Raw genomic sequence first — 16,595 nt, forward strand, 5'->3', positions numbered from 1 at the left:
GAACGGACGCTTCCTTTGTACTCACCCGAGATTCCCTCTCGCGGCTTTCCTCCGGGCGCTTCCCTTCGGTCTTGCGTTTCCGACTCTATCAGATCCTTTCGGCTCCGATTCCCCGTCGGCGGGGTTTGCCTTTCGGCCTCGCGGCCTTTCGACATTCACTACGTTAACCGATTCCCCCACCCGATTCATAATCGGGGCCGGCGGATTCGGATTCAGGCATGCGTACACACCGGAATCGACCCCGCTGAGGGGTGCTCGTTAGATAGTGGGTTGGCCGCTCCGGCTGCTGACGATCGCAGTACCCGGTTCAGCGGCTCGGGCCACATTACGCACCTTCCAGGGGCGCGTCAACTCCGGCGGCGCCTCGGGACGTGTGGCCGATACGGGCTCACCGTCGGGTCGTTGGCGATCCAGTAGCGCCAGGGGTGGACGCCTCCGTCGCCCCCGTCGCCGGCCACGCCCGTGCGAGGGCCGTCGCGTACCTGGTCAGAGGGGACAGAGGTACCGGTCAGTATGCGCAGGGGTGTGTCGCCGGAGGTGCAGGCGTCGGTGCCGTCCAGGGCCCCCTGGGATCTTGAGGACCTGGTGGACCTGGCTGAGTCGACCGGCGTCACGCTTGCCGCCGCACAAACTCAGGGAGTGCTCGACCTGTCCACCCCCTCCGGGCGTCTCGCTGCTCGCATCGGCGCTGTGGTGGCTCGCAACGAGACCGAGATGCGAGTAGTAGAGCGTCAGGTACTCGGACATCAGCGCCGTACGAGAGTCGGGCAGGCCCTTCCGGAGTACTCGCCCCTTCGGCTTCGAGCCCGACGGCAGGCACCGTGAGGCAGAGGCGGAAGCCCTACGGCAGGCGTACCGGGACGTCCTGACCGGTGTCTGCCTCTGGTCCATCGCGAAGGACTGGGACGCCCGTGGACTGTTCTCGCCGCACGGCAAGGAGTGGCGCAGCTCGAACCTTCGAGGTGTCCTCTTGAAGCCAAGGAACGCGGGAATCCAGACGTATTCGCAGTGGGTCGAGAAGCCGGACGGGAAGCGCGTGCGGCTGACCGATGAGACCGGCGCGGGCAACTGGGAGGCGATCGTCTCCGAGGGCATCTTCCGGGCCCTGGTCCGCTACCTGAGCGACCCGGAGCGCAACACGGGCGGCAGCAAGCGCAAGGCCCTGTTGTCCGGTGTCGTCCGCTGCTCGAAGTGTCAGGCCGTCGCCACTCAGGGGAGGCGCAAGGAGAACGCGGCAGGCGAGCGGTACCGCATCTACACCTGTTCAGGTGGCCGGTGCATCACCTGCCCGGCAGACGCTCTTGACTCCTTCGTGGTCCGGAAGGTCATGCCATCGACAAGGCCGAGGAGTGGAACGCGGCACCGGCCGCGGATAACGCAAACGAGGAGCGAGGGGCCGAACTGCTGGCCGAGGAGACTGCCGCATCCGAGAGGTGCACCGCCCTGGCGGAGATGTTCGCTGTGGGGACATCGACGGGTCGACCTTGCGGACGGGCATCGGCAGGTGTGACGCCGACCTGACCAAGATCCGGGCCGAGCTGGCAGACCTGGCGACGAAGCGGGTGCGCGTCGACCTGGGCGACGTCGAGTACCTGTGGGAGGAACTGGTCTACGAGGACCCCGACCGCATCGACTACGTGCGGACCGTCGTCATGCAGGTCTGCGAGCGAGTCGAGCTGATGCCGCGCGGTCGAGGGTCCGAGCCTTCAATGCCGAGCACTGCCGTATTACTTTCCGGAACCCCTGAGATCCGATCGCGGAGAGCCGAGCCGGCTGCCGGCGCGTCACGTCCGTGCATGGACGGCCGCGAGCGGCCCCGGTACACAACGGCTCAGGATCCGGCGGGCGGTTTGGCTCTCGGGCTCAGTCGGTACACCGAGACCGTTGGATCACCGGCGAGATAGAACCGGTGTTGCCAGTCGTGGGCCTTGCTCACGCCTACCCGAGGACCAACCTTGATGAGCGCGGTGGGTACCGGCTCACCCTCGGACAACATGACCGAGGTACCTGTCAGGAGGTCTGCGCCGTTGTGCTCTCCCGTGATACCGAGCGCCTGGCAGAAGTTCCCCGGACCTCGCGCAAGACGCGGGCTCTCGACCCCCTCCCCTCGCCGCTTGCGTGCCAGGTCTTCCCCCTCGATGACCCTGCCTGCCCGGATGAGGACAGCTGAGGCGATGCCATCCGTCCCGGTGACGATGTTGGCGCACCAGTGAAGACCGTGGGACCGGTAGACATACAGGTGTCCTGCGGGTCCGAACATGACGGCGTTACGGGGTGTCCGGCCTCGGTAGGCATGGGAAGCTGGGTCAGCCGTGCCGGAGTACGCCTCGGTCTCCGTAATCGCGATGCTCACGGTTCCCTCGGGGGTCTTGCAGCTGAGGACGCACCCGAGCAGCTTGGGGGCGACCTCTTCGGCAGGATGGGCGAGAAGGTCAACGTTCACGCTGACCGCCTTGACATTCCATGAGTGAAGTAGACGTACACACCGGGCGGACCGAACATCACGTCGTTGCGGGGTGTGCGGCCGCGGTAGGCGTGGGAGCCGGGGTCGTTCGGGCCGTCGTAGGCCTCGACCTCTGTCAGGCGGAGAGCGATCGGACCGTCCTGCGTCGTGCGTACGAGGATGCGGCCGAGGAGGTCGGGGGCCACTTCCAGTACGGGCCGGTCGAAGAAGTCCCGGGGCAGGGGCGTACGGTCGGAGGTCGCGATCATGCCGTCCGAGGGTAATGGAGACAGGCAGGGGCGGGCTGGGTGGCCACAGGACGTTCGTCTTGCCAGGGTGGGTCCCGGAACCGGCCCGGGCCGGATCGCGTTGGTAGTGGTCACAGACGTAGTGAACGAGGGAGAGACATGGCGTTCAAGAAGCTGCTCGCGAGTCTGGGGGCCGGCGGGGCCTCGGTCGAGACCGTACTGACCGAGGTCAACGTCGTTCCGGGCGGCGTCGTCCAGGGCGAGGTGCGTATCCAGGGCGGGTCCGTGAACCAGCAGATCGAGGCGCTGTCGGTCGGGCTGCAGGCCAAGGTGGAGGTCGAGGGCCAGGACACGGAGTACAAGCAGGACATCGAGTTCACGAAGGTGCGGCTCGGCGGTGCCTTCGAGCTCCAGGCGAACGCCGTGCACGCGGTCCCCTTCGGGCTGGACATCCCGTGGGAGACGCCGATCACGATGATCGACGGGCAGGCCCTGCGCGGGATGCACATCGGCGTGAACACCGAGCTGGAGATCGCGCGCGCGGTGGACTCCGGTGACCTGGACCCGATCAACGTGCACCCGCTGCCGGCGCAGAAGGCGATTCTCGACGCCTTCATCCAGCTGGGTTTCCGCTTCAAGAACGCGGACATGGAGCGCGGTCACATCCGGGGCACGCGCCAGAAGCTGCCCTTCTACCAGGAGATCGAGTTCCTGCCGCCGCAGCAGTACCGGGGGCTGAACCAGGTCGAGTTGAGCTTCGTGGCCGACGCGCAGGCGATGGACGTCGTGCTGGAGATGGACAAGAAGCCGGGCCTGTTCGGCGAGGGCAGTGACACCTTCCGCTCGTTCCAGGTGGGGCTGCACGACTACCAGGGCACCGACTGGGTGGCCTATCTCAACCGGTGGCTGTCCGAAGTCGGCAGCAAGCGCAACTGGTTCTAGGCTCGAGGTCACTGAACCATCCGATCAGGAGGTACCGAGGTGACCGAGCTCAAGAGGCGGCCGCTCCCCCACGACTTCCACCCGCCCGTGCCGTCGTTCACGGTGACGAGTGAGGACGTGCAGGAGGGTGCGACCCTCAAGGACGCTCAGGTCCACGCGGCCGGCAACACCTCACCGCAGCTGCGGTGGGAGGGCTTCCCGGCCGGGACCAGGAGTTTCGCCGTGACCTGCTACGACCCGGACGCTCCCACGGGGAGCGGGTTCTGGCACTGGGTCCTGTTCGACATCCCGGTCTCGGTGACGGAGCTGCCGGTGGGTGCGGGCAGCGGCAAGTTCGAGGGCCTGCCGGAGGGGGCGGTGCACGCGCGCAACGACTACGGCACGAAGGACTTCGGCGGTGCCGCGCCGCCGCCCGGGGACGGGCCGCACCGCTACGTGTTCACGGTGTACGCCGTGGACCAGGAGAAGCTCGGTCCGGACGCGGACGCCAGTCCGGCCGTCGTGGGCTTCAACCTGCGGTTCCACACGCTGGGTCGCGCCCAGCTCGTCGGTGAGTACGAGGTGCCCGCGGAAGCCTGACGTTCACCGAACGTTTGCCCGTCTCTGGTCTGGGAGTGATCGGAGGCGGGCATTTTTGTCGCCAGGGGGACACGGGGTCCTACCTCGTGGAGCAGCGGATATTGCGTTGTCCATCTCGGCGTGCCCGGCCAGAGTTGATCCCAGCCCGCCAGGGGGTGGGCCGGGTGCACACGGGAGGTGGGCTGGTATGCGGGACACGCTGGTGCTGAACGCGAGCTTCGAGCCGCTGTCGACGGTGACTTTGAACCGAGCCGTCGTTCTGGTGCTTCAGGACAAGGCCGTCGTCGAGCAGGCCCACCCCGAGCTGCGCATGCGTGGAGCCGCGGTCGACATACCGGCGCCCCGGGTCATCAGGTTGTGCAGGTATGTACGGGTGCCGTTCCGAAGACAAGCGCCGTGGTCGAGGCGGGGTGTGCTGGTGCGGGACCGGCACAGGTGCGCGTACTGCGGTCGTCGGGCGACGACCGTGGACCACGTGATGCCGCGGTCCCAGGGGGGTCAGGACACCTGGCTGAACACGGTGGCCTCGTGCGCGGAGGACAATCACCGCAAGGCGAACCGGACGCCGGAGGAGGCCGGTATGCCGCTGCTCCGGCAGCCGTTCGAGCCGACGCCGGCGGACGCGATGCTTCTGGCTCTGGCGCGGGACGACTACGAGTCGCTGCCTGAGTGGCTGGGGTCGGCTGCGGCTTGAGAGTGCGGAGGTTCGCCGGCTGACGGCCCGCGGGGCTGTCCGTGTGGTTCCCGGCGCCCCTGGAGTCAGGGGCGCCGGGGCGGAGCCAAGTACGCAACGAGCCGTCAGTCGATGCTCGGCCGCTCTCGGCGTTCCGTGCCCGAGGCGTTGCCGTTGTCCGACGAACCCGAACCGCCGGTCCTCGGGGCAAAGTTGCCCATGGCCCCGGAGAGGCCCTTGAGGGCGTCGCCGATTTCGCTGGGAACGATCCAGAGCTTGTTGGCGTCGCCTTCGGCGATCTTCGGCAGCATCTGGAGGTACTGGTAGCTGAGGAGCTTCTGGTCCGGGTCGCCGGCGTGGATCGCCTCGAAGACCGTACGGACGGCCTGGGCCTCGCCCTCGGCGCGCAGCGCGGCGGCCTTGGCCTCACCTTCGGCGCGCAGGATCTGGGACTGCTTCTCGCCCTCGGCGCGCAGGATCTCGGACTGCCGGACACCTTCGGCCTGGAGGATGGCGGCGCGCTTGTCGCGGTCGGCGCGCATCTGCTTCTCCATCGAGTCCTGGATGGAGGTGGGCGGCTCGATCGCCTTGAGTTCGACGCGGTTGACGCGGATGCCCCACTTGCCGGTGGCCTCGTCCAGGACGCCGCGCAGGGCGGCGTTGATCTCCTCGCGGGAGGTGAGGGTGCGCTCCAGGTCCATGCCGCCGATGATGTTGCGCAGGGTGGTGACGGTCAGCTGCTCGATGGCCTGGATGTAGCTGGCGACCTCGTAGGTCGCGGCCCGTGCGTCGGTGACCTGGTAGTAGATGACCGTGTCGATGTTGACGACCAGGTTGTCCTGGGTGATCACCGGCTGCGGCGGGAACGGCACGACCTGTTCACGCAGGTCGATGCGGTTGCGGATGGTGTCGATGAACGGGACGACGATGTTGAGGCCCGCGTTCAGTGTCCGCGTGTAGCGACCGAAGCGCTCCACGATGGCGGCGCTGGCCTGTGGGATGACCTGGATCGTCTTGATCAGGGCGATGAAGACCAACACCACCAGAATGATCAGGACGATGATGACCGGTTCCATCGTCGTTCCCCGTACCCTTCTCCGCCTCGGCGCGTTCGGTGGATCCGCGCTCGGCGGATCCTCTTGATGCAGATCTTATGGTTGTTGAAGATCTTGCTGGTCGAGTCTGACAGACCGTCGCACGGCAGGTGCGGTGTTCGGCCACCTTGGGGGGGCGAGGTCACATGACGATCGCCGTGGCGCCTTCGATGTCCACGACGTCGACCTCCTGGCCGACTTCGAAGACGTGGCCGCTGTCGAGGGCGCGGGCCGACCAGACCTCTCCGGCGAGCTTGATGCGTCCGCCGGACCCGTCGACGCGTTCCAGTACGACGGCTTGTCTGCCCTTCAAGGCATCGACACCGGTGGCGAGTTGGGGCCGCTGGGCGCGGTGCCGGTTGGCGATGGGGCGTACCACCGCGATGAGGGCGGTGGAGACGGCGGCGAAGACGACGACCTGGAAGACGGCGTCGCCGCCGAAGATGCCCGCGGTCACCGAGGCCGCGACGGCGCCCACCGCGAGCATGCCGAGTTCGGGCATCGCGGTGATCACGAGCCCGATGCCGAGCCCGGTCGCCGCGACCAACCACCATACCCACGCGTCGATTTCCACACGGTCATGGTAGGACCGCGGGACGTGCGCGGACAGGGCGCGATCTGGTTCGGGCGGGCTTCTTGCCCGTGCCTCGGCGGGACACCGGCTCAGGACATCGGCAGGCCCTGGGCGGTCCAGCGCTCGCCGACCTGCTCGACGACGAGCGGGAGGCCGAAGCACAGGGAGAGGTTGCGGGAGGTGAGTTCGAGCTCCAGCGGGCCGGCGGCGAGCACCTTGCCCTGGCGGATCATGAGTACGTGGGTGAAGCCGGGGGCGATCTCCTCGACATGGTGGGTCACCATGAGCATCGAGGGGGCGATCGGGTCGCGGGCGAGCCGGCCGAGACGGCGTACCAGGTCCTCACGGCCGCCGAGGTCGAGGCCGGCGGCGGGTTCGTCGAGCAGGAGCAGCTCGGGGTCGGTCATCAGGGCGCGGGCGATCAGGGTGCGCTTGCGCTCGCCCTCGGAGAGGGTGCCGAACCTGCGCTCCAGGTAGTCGGACATGCCGAGGCGGTCGAGGAAGGCGCGGGCGCGCTGCTCGTCGATCTCCTCGTACTCCTCCTGCCAGCCCGCCGTCATGCCGTACGCGGCCGTCAGCACGGTCTCGAGGACCGTCTGGCGCTTGGGGAGCTTGTCGGCCATGGCGATGCCGGCCATGCCGATGCGGGGGCGCAGCTCGAAGACGTCGGTGCCGGGGGTGCCGAGGGTCTCGCCGAGGATGGTGGCGGTGCCCTTGCTGGGGTAGAGGTAGCTGGACGCGACATTGAGGAGGGTGGTCTTGCCGGCGCCGTTGGGGCCGAGGATGACCCAGCGCTCGCCCTCCTTCACCGACCAGGAGACCTGGTCGACCAGAGCCCGGCCCTCACGGACCACGGATACGTCCTGAAGCTCCAGAACATCGCTCATGAGCGCGTTGTCTCCCCTTGCAGTGTGGCCGGTCTCGGCTGTCGCGTAGGCCTGTGGCTCGGTCCGCCGCGCCGGTGGGCGCAGCCCTCAAGGAAATCTACGCCACCGGTCCGCCGGTCCATTCCCTCGGCCCGGTACTTAGGGTGGGAGCATGCTCTCGGAACCGCGCTCCGGCCGCCTGGCCGCTTGGGGAAATGCCCTTTTTGCCGGACTCATTTCGCCGGACGAAGCCGTCCTCGCCATCGTCGGCGAGGACGCCGTGCACCGGGTGGAGGGGCTGCCCGGTGAGACGTCGCCGGTCGGGCTCACGCTGGCGCTGGGCCGGCTGCGGGCGCTCGGGGTGAGCGGCCTGCGGGTCGCGCTGCCCGCGCCAGGGCATCCGCTGGGGCTGAGCGGGCCGCCGGAGTTCAATGCGCGGGCGCTGGAGGCCGAGGAGGCGGTGATCTGCCACGGCGGCGCGCTGGGGCTCGTACCGGAGGTGTACGAGGCCGGGCCCGACGGTGATGTACATGTCGAGGTCGTGTGGCACTGCCTGCCCGTGCGGGAGGCGCCACCGGCCGATGTGCCGTCGCTCGGGGAGGCGGAGCGGGAGCTGGCCGAGGCTCTCAGGGAGGCGACCGAGGTGCTGACGCGGCTGGACATGGCCGCTTCGGGACCGGTGGCCGAGGCGGCGATCGACGCGTACCGGGCGCGGGCCGAGCGGGGGCGGGAGGTGCTCGCGCCCGGGTATCCGGGACGGGCCGTGCGGGTGCTGGAGCTGGCCCAGCGGATCGGGGTGCTGATCTCGGTGGCGTACGAGAACGGGCACGGGGCAGCGGTGAGCGCCTCGGAGATGGCGGCTCGGGCGGAGGTGCTGCGGCCGGTGGAGCGGACGGCCCGGCGGGCGCAGGTCGCGGCGTACAACTCCGTGGTGGAGGAGCGGGAGCGGCGGTGAGGCCGCCCCGGGCGACGGTGCCGGCGCCCGGGGAGCGGACGTCGCCGAGGGGCGTACGGCACAGGGCGCCGCGAGTCGTCCCATGACTCGCGGCGCCCTTCGGTGCCCGATCGGCGTCAGGCGGTGAGGACGTGGGTCGGGAGCTTGCCCACGTCCTTCGGGCCGACGGCCGGTACGGCAAAAGCTCAGCGGTTGATGCCGAGGTTGCCGAAGGCGGGGTTCAGCACGCCGACGACGTTCACGCTGTTGCCGACGGCGTTCACCGGGATGTGCACCGGGGCCTGGACGAGGTTGCCCGAGACGACACCCGGCGAGTGCTCGGCCTTGCCGGTGGCCAGCGATCCGTCGGTGGCGGAGGCCATACCGGCACCGGCGGCCACCAGACCACCGGCCACCATCGTCACGGCCGCTGCCTTCTTCAGGTTCTTCACTTCGTAAGCCCTTCTGATGCGATTGCCACGGCCAGTCGCCGTAGCACGCACTGAAGAACGCCGGCGCCCCGCGGAGGATGCGCCATCCGGGGGACATTCCCACGACGGTATGAATCTCAGCTCGGAGCGGAACCTTCCGTATTGCCGTACCGAGTGCTATTCGGCCTGTTTCAGCCGGTCACGCCATGGCGAACGGCCCACAGTGCGGCCTGGGTGCGATCCGCCAGGTCCAGCTTCATCAGGATGTTCGACACATGCGTCTTGACGGTCTTCTCGGAGAGCACCAGCGCGCGGGCGATCTCCCGGTTGGAGCGGCCGTCCGCTATCAGGCCCAGCACCTCGCGCTCCCGGTCGGTGAGCGCACCCGCCCTGCCCTGGCCGGAGTTGGCCTCCTCCTGGGAGAGCAGGGCGCCCGCCACCTCGGCCTGGAGCAGGATGTGCCCGGCGTGCACCGAGCGGATGGCGCCGGCGAGCGCGTCGGGGTCGACGTCCTTGTAGACGTACCCGGCGGCGCCGGCGCGCAGGGCCGGGACCACCGTGCGCTGCTCGGTGAAGCTGGTCACGATCAGCACACGCACGGGGTTGCCCAGCTCGCGCAGTCTGCGCAGCGCCTCGACGCCGTCCATGCCGGGCATCTTGACGTCCATCAGGACGACGTCGGGCTTCAGTTCCTCGGCCTGGGCGACGCCCTCGGCGCCGTCCGCCGCCTCGCCCACGACCTCGATGTCGTCCTGGACTTCGAGGAAGGTGCGCAGGCCACGGCGGACCACCTGGTGGTCGTCGACGAGCAGCACCCTGATTGCGTCAGCCACCGGGGACCTCCATCTCGATCGTGGTGCCCTTGCCGGGCGCCGACTCCACGGTGAGCCTGCCGCCCACTCCGCCGGCCCGGTCCCGCATGGAGACCAGGCCGAGGTGGCGTCCGGCACGGCGGATCGCCCGCGGGTCGAAGCCGCCGCCGTCGTCCGTGACCCGCAGCACCGCGCCGCCGTCGCACCTGGCCAGCGTCACGCCGACCCGCTCGGCCCCCGAGTGCCGCAGGGCGTTGTGCAGGGCTTCCTGGGCGACGCGCAGCAGGGCCTCCTCCTGGGCGGCCGGCAGGGCGCGCACGCCGTGGGCGGTGAAGGTCACGCGCGCGGTGTGCGCGCGGTCGAGGACCTGCACCTGGGTACGCAGGGTGGCCACGAGACCGTCCTCGTCGAGGGCCGCGGGGCGCAGCTCGACGACGGCGGCGCGCAGCTCGTCGGCGGCCTCGGCGGCGAGCGCGGCCACCTGTTGCAGTTCCCCCTTGGCGCGGGCAGGGTCCCGGTCGACCAGGGCGGTGGCGGCCTGGGCGGTCAGGCGCAGGGAGAAGAGTTTCTGGCTGACGGCGTCGTGCAGTTCGTGCGCCAGCCGGGAGCGCTCCTCGGCGATGGTGAGCTCGCGACTGCGCTCGTAGAGCCGGGCGTTGGTGAGTGCGATCGCGGCGTGCTGGGCGAGGATGGCCAGCAGTTCCTCGTCGTCCGCGGTGAAGCCGCAGGTGCCCTCCGCCTTGGGGCAGTTCTTGTTCGCGAGGAAGAGGGCACCGATCACCTCGTCGCCGTCGCGGATGGGCAGACCCAGGAAGTCGGCCAGGTCGGGGTGGGCGGAGGGCCAGCCTCCGAAGCGGGGGTCGGTGCGGACGTCGGCAAGGCGCTGCGGCTTGGCGTCGCGGAGCATCGCCGCGAGAACGCCGTGCTGGCGGGGCAGCGGGCCGATCTGCTTCCACTGCTCGTCGCTGACCCCGTCGACCACGAACTGGGCGAAGCCCCCGTGGTCGTCCGGGACGCCCAGCGCGGCGTACTGCGCGTCGAGCAGCTCGCGGGCCGAGGCCACGATCGTCTTGAGGACGTCGCGTACCTCCAGATGCCTGCTCATGGCCAGCAGCGCGGAACTCACCGCGGCGAGGCCGGACCGGGGACCTTGACTCATGACTCCACGCTACCGGCGGGGGGTGACAGTGCGGATCGGACCGCTGACGGCAGCCGCCTGGGCCGCTGGGCCTAGGCCCGAGGTCGCGGCCCCGTGGCCTAGGTCGAAGGGCCCCGCCGCTTTGCGGCCCGCGTCCGAGGCGGAGCGGGTCCCCCGGTTCCTACGTTGAGGGCACGCCGATCTCGCGGCGCCGAAGGACGAGGGGAAACGGTCATGCCGGTTGCGATCATCACAGGGGCGTCGAAAGGTCTGGGGCGGGCGCTCGCCGAGGCCCTGGCCACGCGCGGATGGGACCTGGTGCTCGACGCCAGGGGCGAGCGGGCGCTGAAGGAGACGGCGGCGGCGCTCGCGACGTACGGGACGCGGGTGGAGGCCCTGGCCGGGGACGTCACGGACGCCGGGCACCGGGCCGGGCTGGTGGCGGCGGCCTGGCAGCTGGGCGGCGTCGACCTGCTGGTGAACAACGCGAGCGCGCTGGGCGCCGAACCGCTGGTCCGGCTGGACCACCTGCCCCTGGAGGGGCTGCGGCGGGCGCTGGAGGTGAACGTGGTGGCCGCGCTGGGCCTGGTCCAGGAGGCGCTGCCCCTGTTGCGGGCCGCGCGGCAGGCCGCGGTGATCACGGTCAGCTCGGACGCGGCCGCCGAGGCGTACGAGACATGGGGCGGGTACGGGGCGTCGAAGGCGGCCCTGGACCACCTGGCGGCGGTGCTCGCCGCGGAGGAGCCCCGGCTGCGGGTCTGGGCGGTCGACCCCGGGGACATGGCGACGGAGCTGTACGCGGCGGCCGTACCGGAGGACGACGGTCCGCGGCCGGAGCCGGCGAGTGTGGTGCCGGCGTTCCTGCGACTGCTCGACGAGCGGCCGGCGAGCGGTCGCTACGGGGCGCCGGCCCTGCTGGAGGAGGCGCGATGACGGCGGCGCTGGGAATACCGCCGGCCGGGCCCGTCCGCGCGTGGGGCCGGGTGCCGCGGGAACTGTCCGCGCGCGTGCCTGCGGAGCAGCGGGGGCCGGGGCTGGACCGGGACGCCGTACGGCTGCTGGTGTCACGGGGGACGCAGGTGTCGCATCACGCGTTCGCGGAGCTGCCGCGGCTGCTGCGGGCCGGCGATCTGCTGGTCGTGAACACCTCTTCCACGCTGGCCGCGGCGGTGGACGGGTGGGCCGGGCACACGCGCGTGGTGGTGCACTTCTCGACGCTCGGCGACGACGGGCGATGGGCCGTGGAGCTGCGGGATCCGGACGGGCAGGGCACCACACGCGCGCGTGCGGGCGGTCCGCTGGGGACGGTGGTGCGGCTGCCCGGGGGCGTGCGGCTGGTGCTGGAGGAGCCGCTGAGCACGCGGGGCGAGCGGCTGTGGTGGGCGCGGGTGGACGGGGCGGAGGTGTGCGAGCTGCTCGGTGCGTACGGGCGGCCCATCCGTTACCGCTACACGGAGCGGGATCAGCCGCTGTCCGTCTACCAGACGGTGTTCGCGCTGCCCGATCCGCCGGCCGGTGGGCCGGGCAGCGCGGAGATGCCGAGTGCGGCGCGGCCCTTCACCCATCGGATGGTGGCCGAGCTGGTGAGCAGGGGTGTGCAGTTCGCGCCGATCACGCTGCACACGGGGGTGGCCTCGGCGGAGGCGCACGAGCCGCCCTATCCGGAGCGGTTCGCGGTGCCGGAGGCGTCGGCACGGCTGATCAACGCCGTGCGCGCGGGGGACGGCAGGGTCGTCGCGGTGGGCACGACCGCCGTGCGCGCCGTCGAGTCGGCCGCGGGGCCTGACGGGGTGGTCCGGGCGGCCGAGGGGTGGACGGATCTCGTGGTGACGCCGGAGCGCGGTGTGCGGGTGGTGGACGGGCTGCTGACCGGGCTGCACGAGCCGGAGGCCTCGCATCTGCTGATGCTGGAGGCGGTGGCCGGCGCCGCGGCGATCGACCGGGGGTACCAGGAGGCGCTGCGCCATCGCTACCTGTGGCACGAGTTCGGGGACGTCCATCTCCTCCTTCCGGACGAGGGCACGTCACTGTGAGCATTGCGCCAGCAACGCAAGGTGAAATCATCCCACCTTGTATGTGAGGCCGCACATAGGGCCTAAGTCACGTACGAAGGTCAATAGGAGATAAATACACCCAGAGCGAGCGGGAAGGACGTTCTGGTCTGTCCGGATTTGCCCTCACCTGATCCACTACCCGGGATCGTAGGTCACAGCTTTGCCAGTGGTTTTTGCGGCCGCTAAGAATGGCTGGCGTCGCTCAGCGCCGTGGGTTGTCTGACCCGCGGCGTCCATGCGGGAAGCACCAGGCCCCGCCCTGAAGTGAGCGACCTCCGCGCTATTCGAAGAGGTCCATCCGCCATGCCCAAGAACACCCTTCGCGACCGCAGTCGCACCCTGACGAAGACGAACAAGATCGCCATCGCCGGAGTAGCCACCCTTGGCGCCGCTGCCCTCGCGTTCACCGCGGTGCCCTCGGGCGGGCAGACCACCACCGACGCTTCCGCACCGGACAAGGTCGCCTACAGCGCCGAGCCGGTGAAGGGCGTCAAGGCAAGCGTCACCGACCAGCTCACCGGTGCCGCCCTGAAGGTCCAGGCCGTCGAGGCGAAGAAGAAGGCCGCCGCCGAGGCCGCCGCCACGAAGAAGGCCGCCGCCACGAAGAAGGCCGCCGCCACGAAGAAGGCGGAGCGTCAGCGCGAGGCGCAGGCAGCCGCGAGCCGGTCCGTCGAGCGCATCGCGTTCCAGCCCGTCGCCGCGAAGAAGGCCGCCTACGGCAACAACCTCGACGGCTGGATCCGTGAGGCGCTGTCGATCATGAAGTCCAAGGGCATCCCGGGCTCCTACCACGGCCTGCACAAGAACATCATGCGGGAGTCCTCGGGCAACCCGAACGCGATCAACAACTGGGACATCAACGCCCAGAACGGCATCCCGTCCAAGGGCCTGCTCCAGGTGATCCCGCCGACGTTCAAGGCCTACCACGTGCCGGGCACCTCCTGGAACATCTACGACCCGGTCGCCAACATCACCGCCGCCGCCAACTACGCGGCCGACCGGTACGGCTCGATCGACAACGTCAACAGCGCGTACTGACCGACGCACGGCGCGTGCTGAGGCGAGCGCGGGCCTCTGCCCGCCGTAGGACGCCGGCCATACGACGCCGAAGGGCGGCACCCTCCTGACGGGGTGCCGCCCTTCGGGGCGTTTTGAGGGCACCGACTACTTGCGCATGACCTCGGGCTCGTGGCGGCGCAGGAAGCGGGCCACGAAGAAGCCGCAGATCACACCGAGCGCGATCAGCGCGACCATGTCCAGCGTCCACGCACCGACGGTGTGCTCCCACAGCGGGTCGTTGCCGGCACCCTCCTCGGGCGGGCTGATCTTGTTGAAGTCCAGCGTGGCGCCCGCGGCGGCGACCGCCCAGCGGGACGGCATCAGGTACGAGAACTGGTTGACGCCGACCGCGCCGTTCAGGGCGAACAGGCAGCCCGTGAAGACGACCTGGATGATCGCGAACATGACCAGCAGCGGCATGGTCTTCTCGGCCGTCTTCACCAGCGACGAGATGATCAGACCGAACATCATCGAGGTGAAGCCCAGCGCCATGATCGGCAGGGACAGCTCGACCATCGTCGCGCTGCCCAGGATCAGGCCCTCCTCCGGCAGCTCACGGCTGGAGAAGCCGATCACGCCGACCAGCAGGCCCTGGAACACGGTGATCATGCCGAGCACGAACACCTTGGACATCAGGTACGCCGAGCGGGACAGGCCGGTGGCGCGCTCCCGCTCGTAGATGACGCGTTCCTTGATCAGCTCGCGGACCGAGTTGGCGGCGCCGGCGAAGCAGGCACCGACCGCGAGGATCAGCAGCACCGTGGTGGCCGTGCCGTTCGGGATGATCCGGCCCGTCTGGTTGGGCTCGTTGGGCAGCAGGCCGTTGTCCGGCTCGATGAGCAGGCTGACCGCGCCGAGGACGGCGGGCAGGATCACCATCAGGGCGAGGAAGCCCTTGTCGGAGGCGATCACCGACACATAGCGGCGCACCAGCGTGACGAACTGCGACATCCAGCCCTGCGGCTTGGGCGGCTTCATCGCCTGCATGGCCGGCATCTGTACGGCCTGCGGGGCGACGGCGTCGATGTCCGCGGCGTACATCTGGTAGTGCTGCGAGCCCTTCCAGCGGCCCGCCCAGTCGTAGTCGCGGTAGTTCTCGAAGGCGGAGAAGACGTCGGCCCAGGTGTCGTAGCCGAAGAAGTTCAGCGCCTCCTCGGGCGGGCCGAAGTAGGCGACCGATCCGCCGGGCGCCATCACCAGGAGTTTGTCGCACAGTGCCAGTTCGGCCACGGAGTGGGTGACGACGAGGACGGTGCGGCCGTCGTCGGCGAGGCCGCGCAGCAGCTGCATCACATCGCGGTCCATGCCCGGGTCGAGTCCGGAGGTCGGCTCGTCCAGGAAGATCAGCGACGGCTTGGTCAGCAGCTCCAGGGCGACGGAGACGCGCTTGCGCTGGCCGCCGGAGAGGGAGGTGACCTTCTTGTCCTTGTGGATGTCGAGCTTGAGCTCGCGCAGCACCTCGTCGATGCGGGCCTCGCGCTCGGCGCCGGTGGTGTCGGCCGGGAAGCGCAGCTTGGCCGCGTACTTGAGGGCCTTGTTGACGGTCAGCTCCTTGTGCAGGATGTCGTCCTGCGGGACCAGACCGATGCGCTGGCGCAGCTCGGCGAACTGCTTGTACAGGTTCCGGTTGTCGTACAGCACCTCGCCCTGGTTGGCGGGCCGGTAGCCGGTCAGCGCCTTCAGCAGCGTCGACTTTCCGGAGCCGGACGGGCCGATGACCGCGATCAGCGACTTCTCCGGGACGCCGAAGGAGACGTCCTTGAGGATCTGCTTGCCGCCGTCGACCGTGACGGTCAGGTGGCGGGCGGAGAAGGACACCTCACCGGTGTCGACGAACTCCTCGAGACGGTCGCCCACGATCCGGAACGTCGAGTGACCGACACCCACGACGTCGGTCGGGCCCAGCAGCTGGGAGCCGCCCTTGGGGATCGGCAGACCGTTGACGTACGTGCCGTTGTGCGAGCCGAGGTCGCGGATCTCCATGCGCCCGTCGGGCGTGGAGTGGAACTCGGCGTGGTTGCGCGAGACCTGGAGGTCGGAGACCACCAGGTCGTTCTCCAGGGCACGGCCGATGCGCATCACCCGGCCGAGCGAGAACTGGTGGAACGTGGTCGGGCTGCGATCGCCGTAGACCGGCGGCGCCCCCGCCGCGCCGCCGGGCACCTGCTGCGCGTGCTGCTCCGCCGGGCCCTGCTGCTGCGGGAACGGCTGTGCGGGCTGCTGCCGGCCCGCCTGCGGCGCCTGCTGCTGCGGCGCCTGCGGGGACCAGCCCGCGTTCGCGCCCTGCGCGGCGAACGGCTGCTGCTGCGGCTGCGCCTGGGGCGCGACCGCGGCCGCGGCGCCGGACAGGCTCAGCTGCGGTCCGTCGGTCGCGTTGCCGAGGTGGACGGCCGAGCCTGGGCCGATCTCCAACTGGTGGATTCTTCGGCCCTGTACGAATGTGCCGTTGGTGCTGCCGTGGTCCTCGATGGCCCAACTACGGCCGTTGAAACTGACCGTGGCGTGCCGCCAGGAGACTCTGGCGTCGTCGAACACGATGTCGCCCTGCGGATCGCGTCCGAGTGTGTAAGCCCTGGACGGGTCGAGCGTCCAGGTCCGTCCATTGGTTTGCAGTACGAGTTCCGGCACTCCATGCCCCACTGAGTTGTCCCCCGAATTACCCCCGTCGCGGGGAGTCTAGGGATGTCGAACATCGGGGGGAACTATTTCAGTAGCGGCCCCCTGACCGAAAGTCGGGCCTTGTGAAGA

Annotated in this window: 17 protein-coding genes and 2 pseudogenes; 9 read left to right on the forward strand and 10 right to left on the reverse strand. The window is 69.7% G+C overall.

Going from position 1 to position 16,595, the window contains the following annotated elements; all coding sequences use genetic code 11:
* Positions 1 to 347 precede the first annotated feature (347 nt).
* A pseudogene (locus ACGF8A_RS23735) lies at positions 348 to 563 on the reverse strand (3-methyladenine DNA glycosylase); the annotation flags it as partial.
* 302 nt (positions 564 to 865) lie between these two features.
* On the opposite strand from ACGF8A_RS23735, the gene ACGF8A_RS23740 reads away from it, so the two are divergent.
* Together ACGF8A_RS23740 and ACGF8A_RS23745 are read left to right on the forward strand one after the other, a co-directional pair.
* On the forward strand, positions 866 to 1,510 hold the full coding sequence (locus tag ACGF8A_RS23740; RefSeq protein WP_393111571.1) for a recombinase family protein: 645 nt from the start codon (positions 866 to 868) through the stop codon (positions 1,508 to 1,510).
* A complete protein-coding gene (locus ACGF8A_RS23745) occupies positions 1,485 to 1,904 on the forward strand; it encodes a hypothetical protein (RefSeq protein WP_393111582.1) in 420 nt (139 codons plus the stop codon). The genes ACGF8A_RS23740 and ACGF8A_RS23745 overlap by 26 nt, the downstream gene beginning before the upstream one ends.
* On the opposite strand, the gene ACGF8A_RS23750 is transcribed toward ACGF8A_RS23745, so the two are convergent.
* Entirely contained in the window at positions 1,832 to 2,443 is a 612-nt protein-coding gene (locus ACGF8A_RS23750; protein WP_393111572.1) for a DNA-3-methyladenine glycosylase, read from the reverse strand. The two genes, ACGF8A_RS23745 and ACGF8A_RS23750, sit on opposite strands and share 73 nt — an antisense overlap.
* Positions 2,444 to 2,455: 12 nt before the next feature.
* Positions 2,456 to 2,712, reverse strand: a pseudogene (locus ACGF8A_RS23755) (DNA-3-methyladenine glycosylase); the annotation flags it as partial.
* A gap of 138 nt (positions 2,713 to 2,850) precedes the next feature.
* On the opposite strand from ACGF8A_RS23755, the gene ACGF8A_RS23760 reads away from it, so the two are divergent.
* The 3 genes from ACGF8A_RS23760 to ACGF8A_RS23770 all read left to right on the forward strand — a co-directional run bounded on the left by ACGF8A_RS23760 (position 2,851) and on the right by ACGF8A_RS23770 (position 4,906).
* On the forward strand, positions 2,851 to 3,633 hold the full coding sequence (locus tag ACGF8A_RS23760; RefSeq protein WP_393111300.1) for a sporulation protein: 783 nt from the start codon (positions 2,851 to 2,853) through the stop codon (positions 3,631 to 3,633).
* A 39-nt stretch (positions 3,634 to 3,672) separates the two neighbouring features.
* The gene (locus ACGF8A_RS23765; protein WP_393111302.1) at positions 3,673 to 4,212 is read left to right on the forward strand and encodes a YbhB/YbcL family Raf kinase inhibitor-like protein; all 540 of its coding nucleotides are present in this window, start codon (positions 3,673 to 3,675) and stop codon (positions 4,210 to 4,212) included.
* 187 nt (positions 4,213 to 4,399) lie between these two features.
* On the forward strand, positions 4,400 to 4,906 hold the full coding sequence (locus tag ACGF8A_RS23770; RefSeq protein WP_393111304.1) for an HNH endonuclease: 507 nt from the start codon (positions 4,400 to 4,402) through the stop codon (positions 4,904 to 4,906).
* 104 nt (positions 4,907 to 5,010) lie between these two features.
* Here the strand turns inward: ACGF8A_RS23770 and ACGF8A_RS23775 are convergent, their stop codons facing one another.
* From ACGF8A_RS23775 to ACGF8A_RS23785, 3 genes are all read right to left on the reverse strand, one after another.
* Complete coding sequence (locus tag ACGF8A_RS23775; RefSeq protein WP_393111306.1) at positions 5,011 to 5,961, reverse strand: SPFH domain-containing protein; 951 nt, start codon at positions 5,959 to 5,961, stop codon at positions 5,011 to 5,013.
* Between the two features lie 160 nt (positions 5,962 to 6,121).
* Positions 6,122 to 6,553, reverse strand: a complete 432-nt coding sequence (locus tag ACGF8A_RS23780) for an NfeD family protein (protein WP_393111308.1) — start codon at positions 6,551 to 6,553, stop codon at positions 6,122 to 6,124.
* 89 nt (positions 6,554 to 6,642) lie between these two features.
* Complete coding sequence (locus ACGF8A_RS23785; RefSeq protein ID WP_393111310.1) at positions 6,643 to 7,440, reverse strand: ABC transporter ATP-binding protein; 798 nt, start codon at positions 7,438 to 7,440, stop codon at positions 6,643 to 6,645.
* Positions 7,441 to 7,591: 151 nt separating this feature from the next.
* Between ACGF8A_RS23785 and ACGF8A_RS23790 the strand changes: the two genes are divergently transcribed.
* Positions 7,592 to 8,374 (forward strand): hypothetical protein, encoded by a 783-nt coding sequence (locus ACGF8A_RS23790; protein WP_393111312.1) that lies wholly within the window; start codon positions 7,592 to 7,594, stop codon positions 8,372 to 8,374.
* Positions 8,375 to 8,559: 185 nt separating this feature from the next.
* Here ACGF8A_RS23790 and chpE read toward each other — a convergent pair whose 3' ends face one another.
* The 3 genes from chpE to ACGF8A_RS23805 all read right to left on the reverse strand — a co-directional run bounded on the left by chpE (position 8,560) and on the right by ACGF8A_RS23805 (position 10,755).
* Positions 8,560 to 8,805 (reverse strand): chaplin ChpE, encoded by a 246-nt coding sequence (gene chpE / locus ACGF8A_RS23795; protein WP_393111314.1) that lies wholly within the window; start codon positions 8,803 to 8,805, stop codon positions 8,560 to 8,562.
* Positions 8,806 to 8,975: 170 nt separating this feature from the next.
* A complete protein-coding gene (locus ACGF8A_RS23800) occupies positions 8,976 to 9,617 on the reverse strand; it encodes a response regulator (protein ID WP_393111316.1) in 642 nt (213 codons plus the stop codon).
* Positions 9,610 to 10,755 (reverse strand): GAF domain-containing sensor histidine kinase, encoded by a 1,146-nt coding sequence (locus ACGF8A_RS23805; RefSeq protein WP_393111318.1) that lies wholly within the window; start codon positions 10,753 to 10,755, stop codon positions 9,610 to 9,612. The genes ACGF8A_RS23800 and ACGF8A_RS23805 overlap by 8 nt, the downstream gene beginning before the upstream one ends.
* Before the next feature lie 213 nt (positions 10,756 to 10,968).
* On the opposite strand from ACGF8A_RS23805, the gene ACGF8A_RS23810 reads away from it, so the two are divergent.
* From ACGF8A_RS23810 to ACGF8A_RS23820, 3 genes are all read left to right on the forward strand, one after another.
* Positions 10,969 to 11,667 (forward strand): SDR family NAD(P)-dependent oxidoreductase, encoded by a 699-nt coding sequence (locus tag ACGF8A_RS23810; RefSeq protein ID WP_393111321.1) that lies wholly within the window; start codon positions 10,969 to 10,971, stop codon positions 11,665 to 11,667.
* The gene (locus ACGF8A_RS23815; protein ID WP_393111323.1) at positions 11,664 to 12,767 is read left to right on the forward strand and encodes an S-adenosylmethionine:tRNA ribosyltransferase-isomerase; all 1,104 of its coding nucleotides are present in this window, start codon (positions 11,664 to 11,666) and stop codon (positions 12,765 to 12,767) included. The genes ACGF8A_RS23810 and ACGF8A_RS23815 overlap by 4 nt, the downstream gene beginning before the upstream one ends.
* Before the next feature lie 324 nt (positions 12,768 to 13,091).
* Positions 13,092 to 13,826, forward strand: coding sequence for a transglycosylase SLT domain-containing protein (locus ACGF8A_RS23820; RefSeq protein ID WP_393111325.1), 735 nt, complete (start codon positions 13,092 to 13,094; stop codon positions 13,824 to 13,826).
* A 126-nt stretch (positions 13,827 to 13,952) separates the two neighbouring features.
* On the opposite strand, the gene ACGF8A_RS23825 is transcribed toward ACGF8A_RS23820, so the two are convergent.
* A complete protein-coding gene (locus tag ACGF8A_RS23825) occupies positions 13,953 to 16,475 on the reverse strand; it encodes an FHA domain-containing protein (RefSeq protein ID WP_393111327.1) in 2,523 nt (840 codons plus the stop codon).
* Positions 16,476 to 16,595: the final 120 nt, after the last annotated feature.

It is taken from the genome of Streptomyces sp. NPDC047706 (assembly GCF_043204795.1).
Lineage (GTDB): Bacteria > Actinomycetota > Actinomycetes > Streptomycetales > Streptomycetaceae > Streptomyces.

Coding starts and splice junctions, on each gene's coding strand:
- ACGF8A_RS23760 (WP_393111300.1), top strand. CDS start 2,851: ATGGCGTTCAAGAAGCTGCTCGCGAGTCTGGGGGCCGGCGGGGCCTCG.
- ACGF8A_RS23770 (WP_393111304.1), top strand. CDS start 4,400: ATGCGGGACACGCTGGTGCTGAACGCGAGCTTCGAGCCGCTGTCGACG.
- ACGF8A_RS23775 (WP_393111306.1), bottom strand. CDS start 5,961: ATGGAACCGGTCATCATCGTCCTGATCATTCTGGTGGTGTTGGTCTTC.
- ACGF8A_RS23785 (WP_393111310.1), bottom strand. CDS start 7,440: ATGAGCGATGTTCTGGAGCTTCAGGACGTATCCGTGGTCCGTGAGGGC.
- ACGF8A_RS23790 (WP_393111312.1), top strand. CDS start 7,592: ATGCTCTCGGAACCGCGCTCCGGCCGCCTGGCCGCTTGGGGAAATGCC.
- ACGF8A_RS23805 (WP_393111318.1), bottom strand. CDS start 10,755: ATGAGTCAAGGTCCCCGGTCCGGCCTCGCCGCGGTGAGTTCCGCGCTG.
- ACGF8A_RS23810 (WP_393111321.1), top strand. CDS start 10,969: ATGCCGGTTGCGATCATCACAGGGGCGTCGAAAGGTCTGGGGCGGGCG.
- ACGF8A_RS23815 (WP_393111323.1), top strand. CDS start 11,664: ATGACGGCGGCGCTGGGAATACCGCCGGCCGGGCCCGTCCGCGCGTGG.
- ACGF8A_RS23820 (WP_393111325.1), top strand. CDS start 13,092: ATGCCCAAGAACACCCTTCGCGACCGCAGTCGCACCCTGACGAAGACG.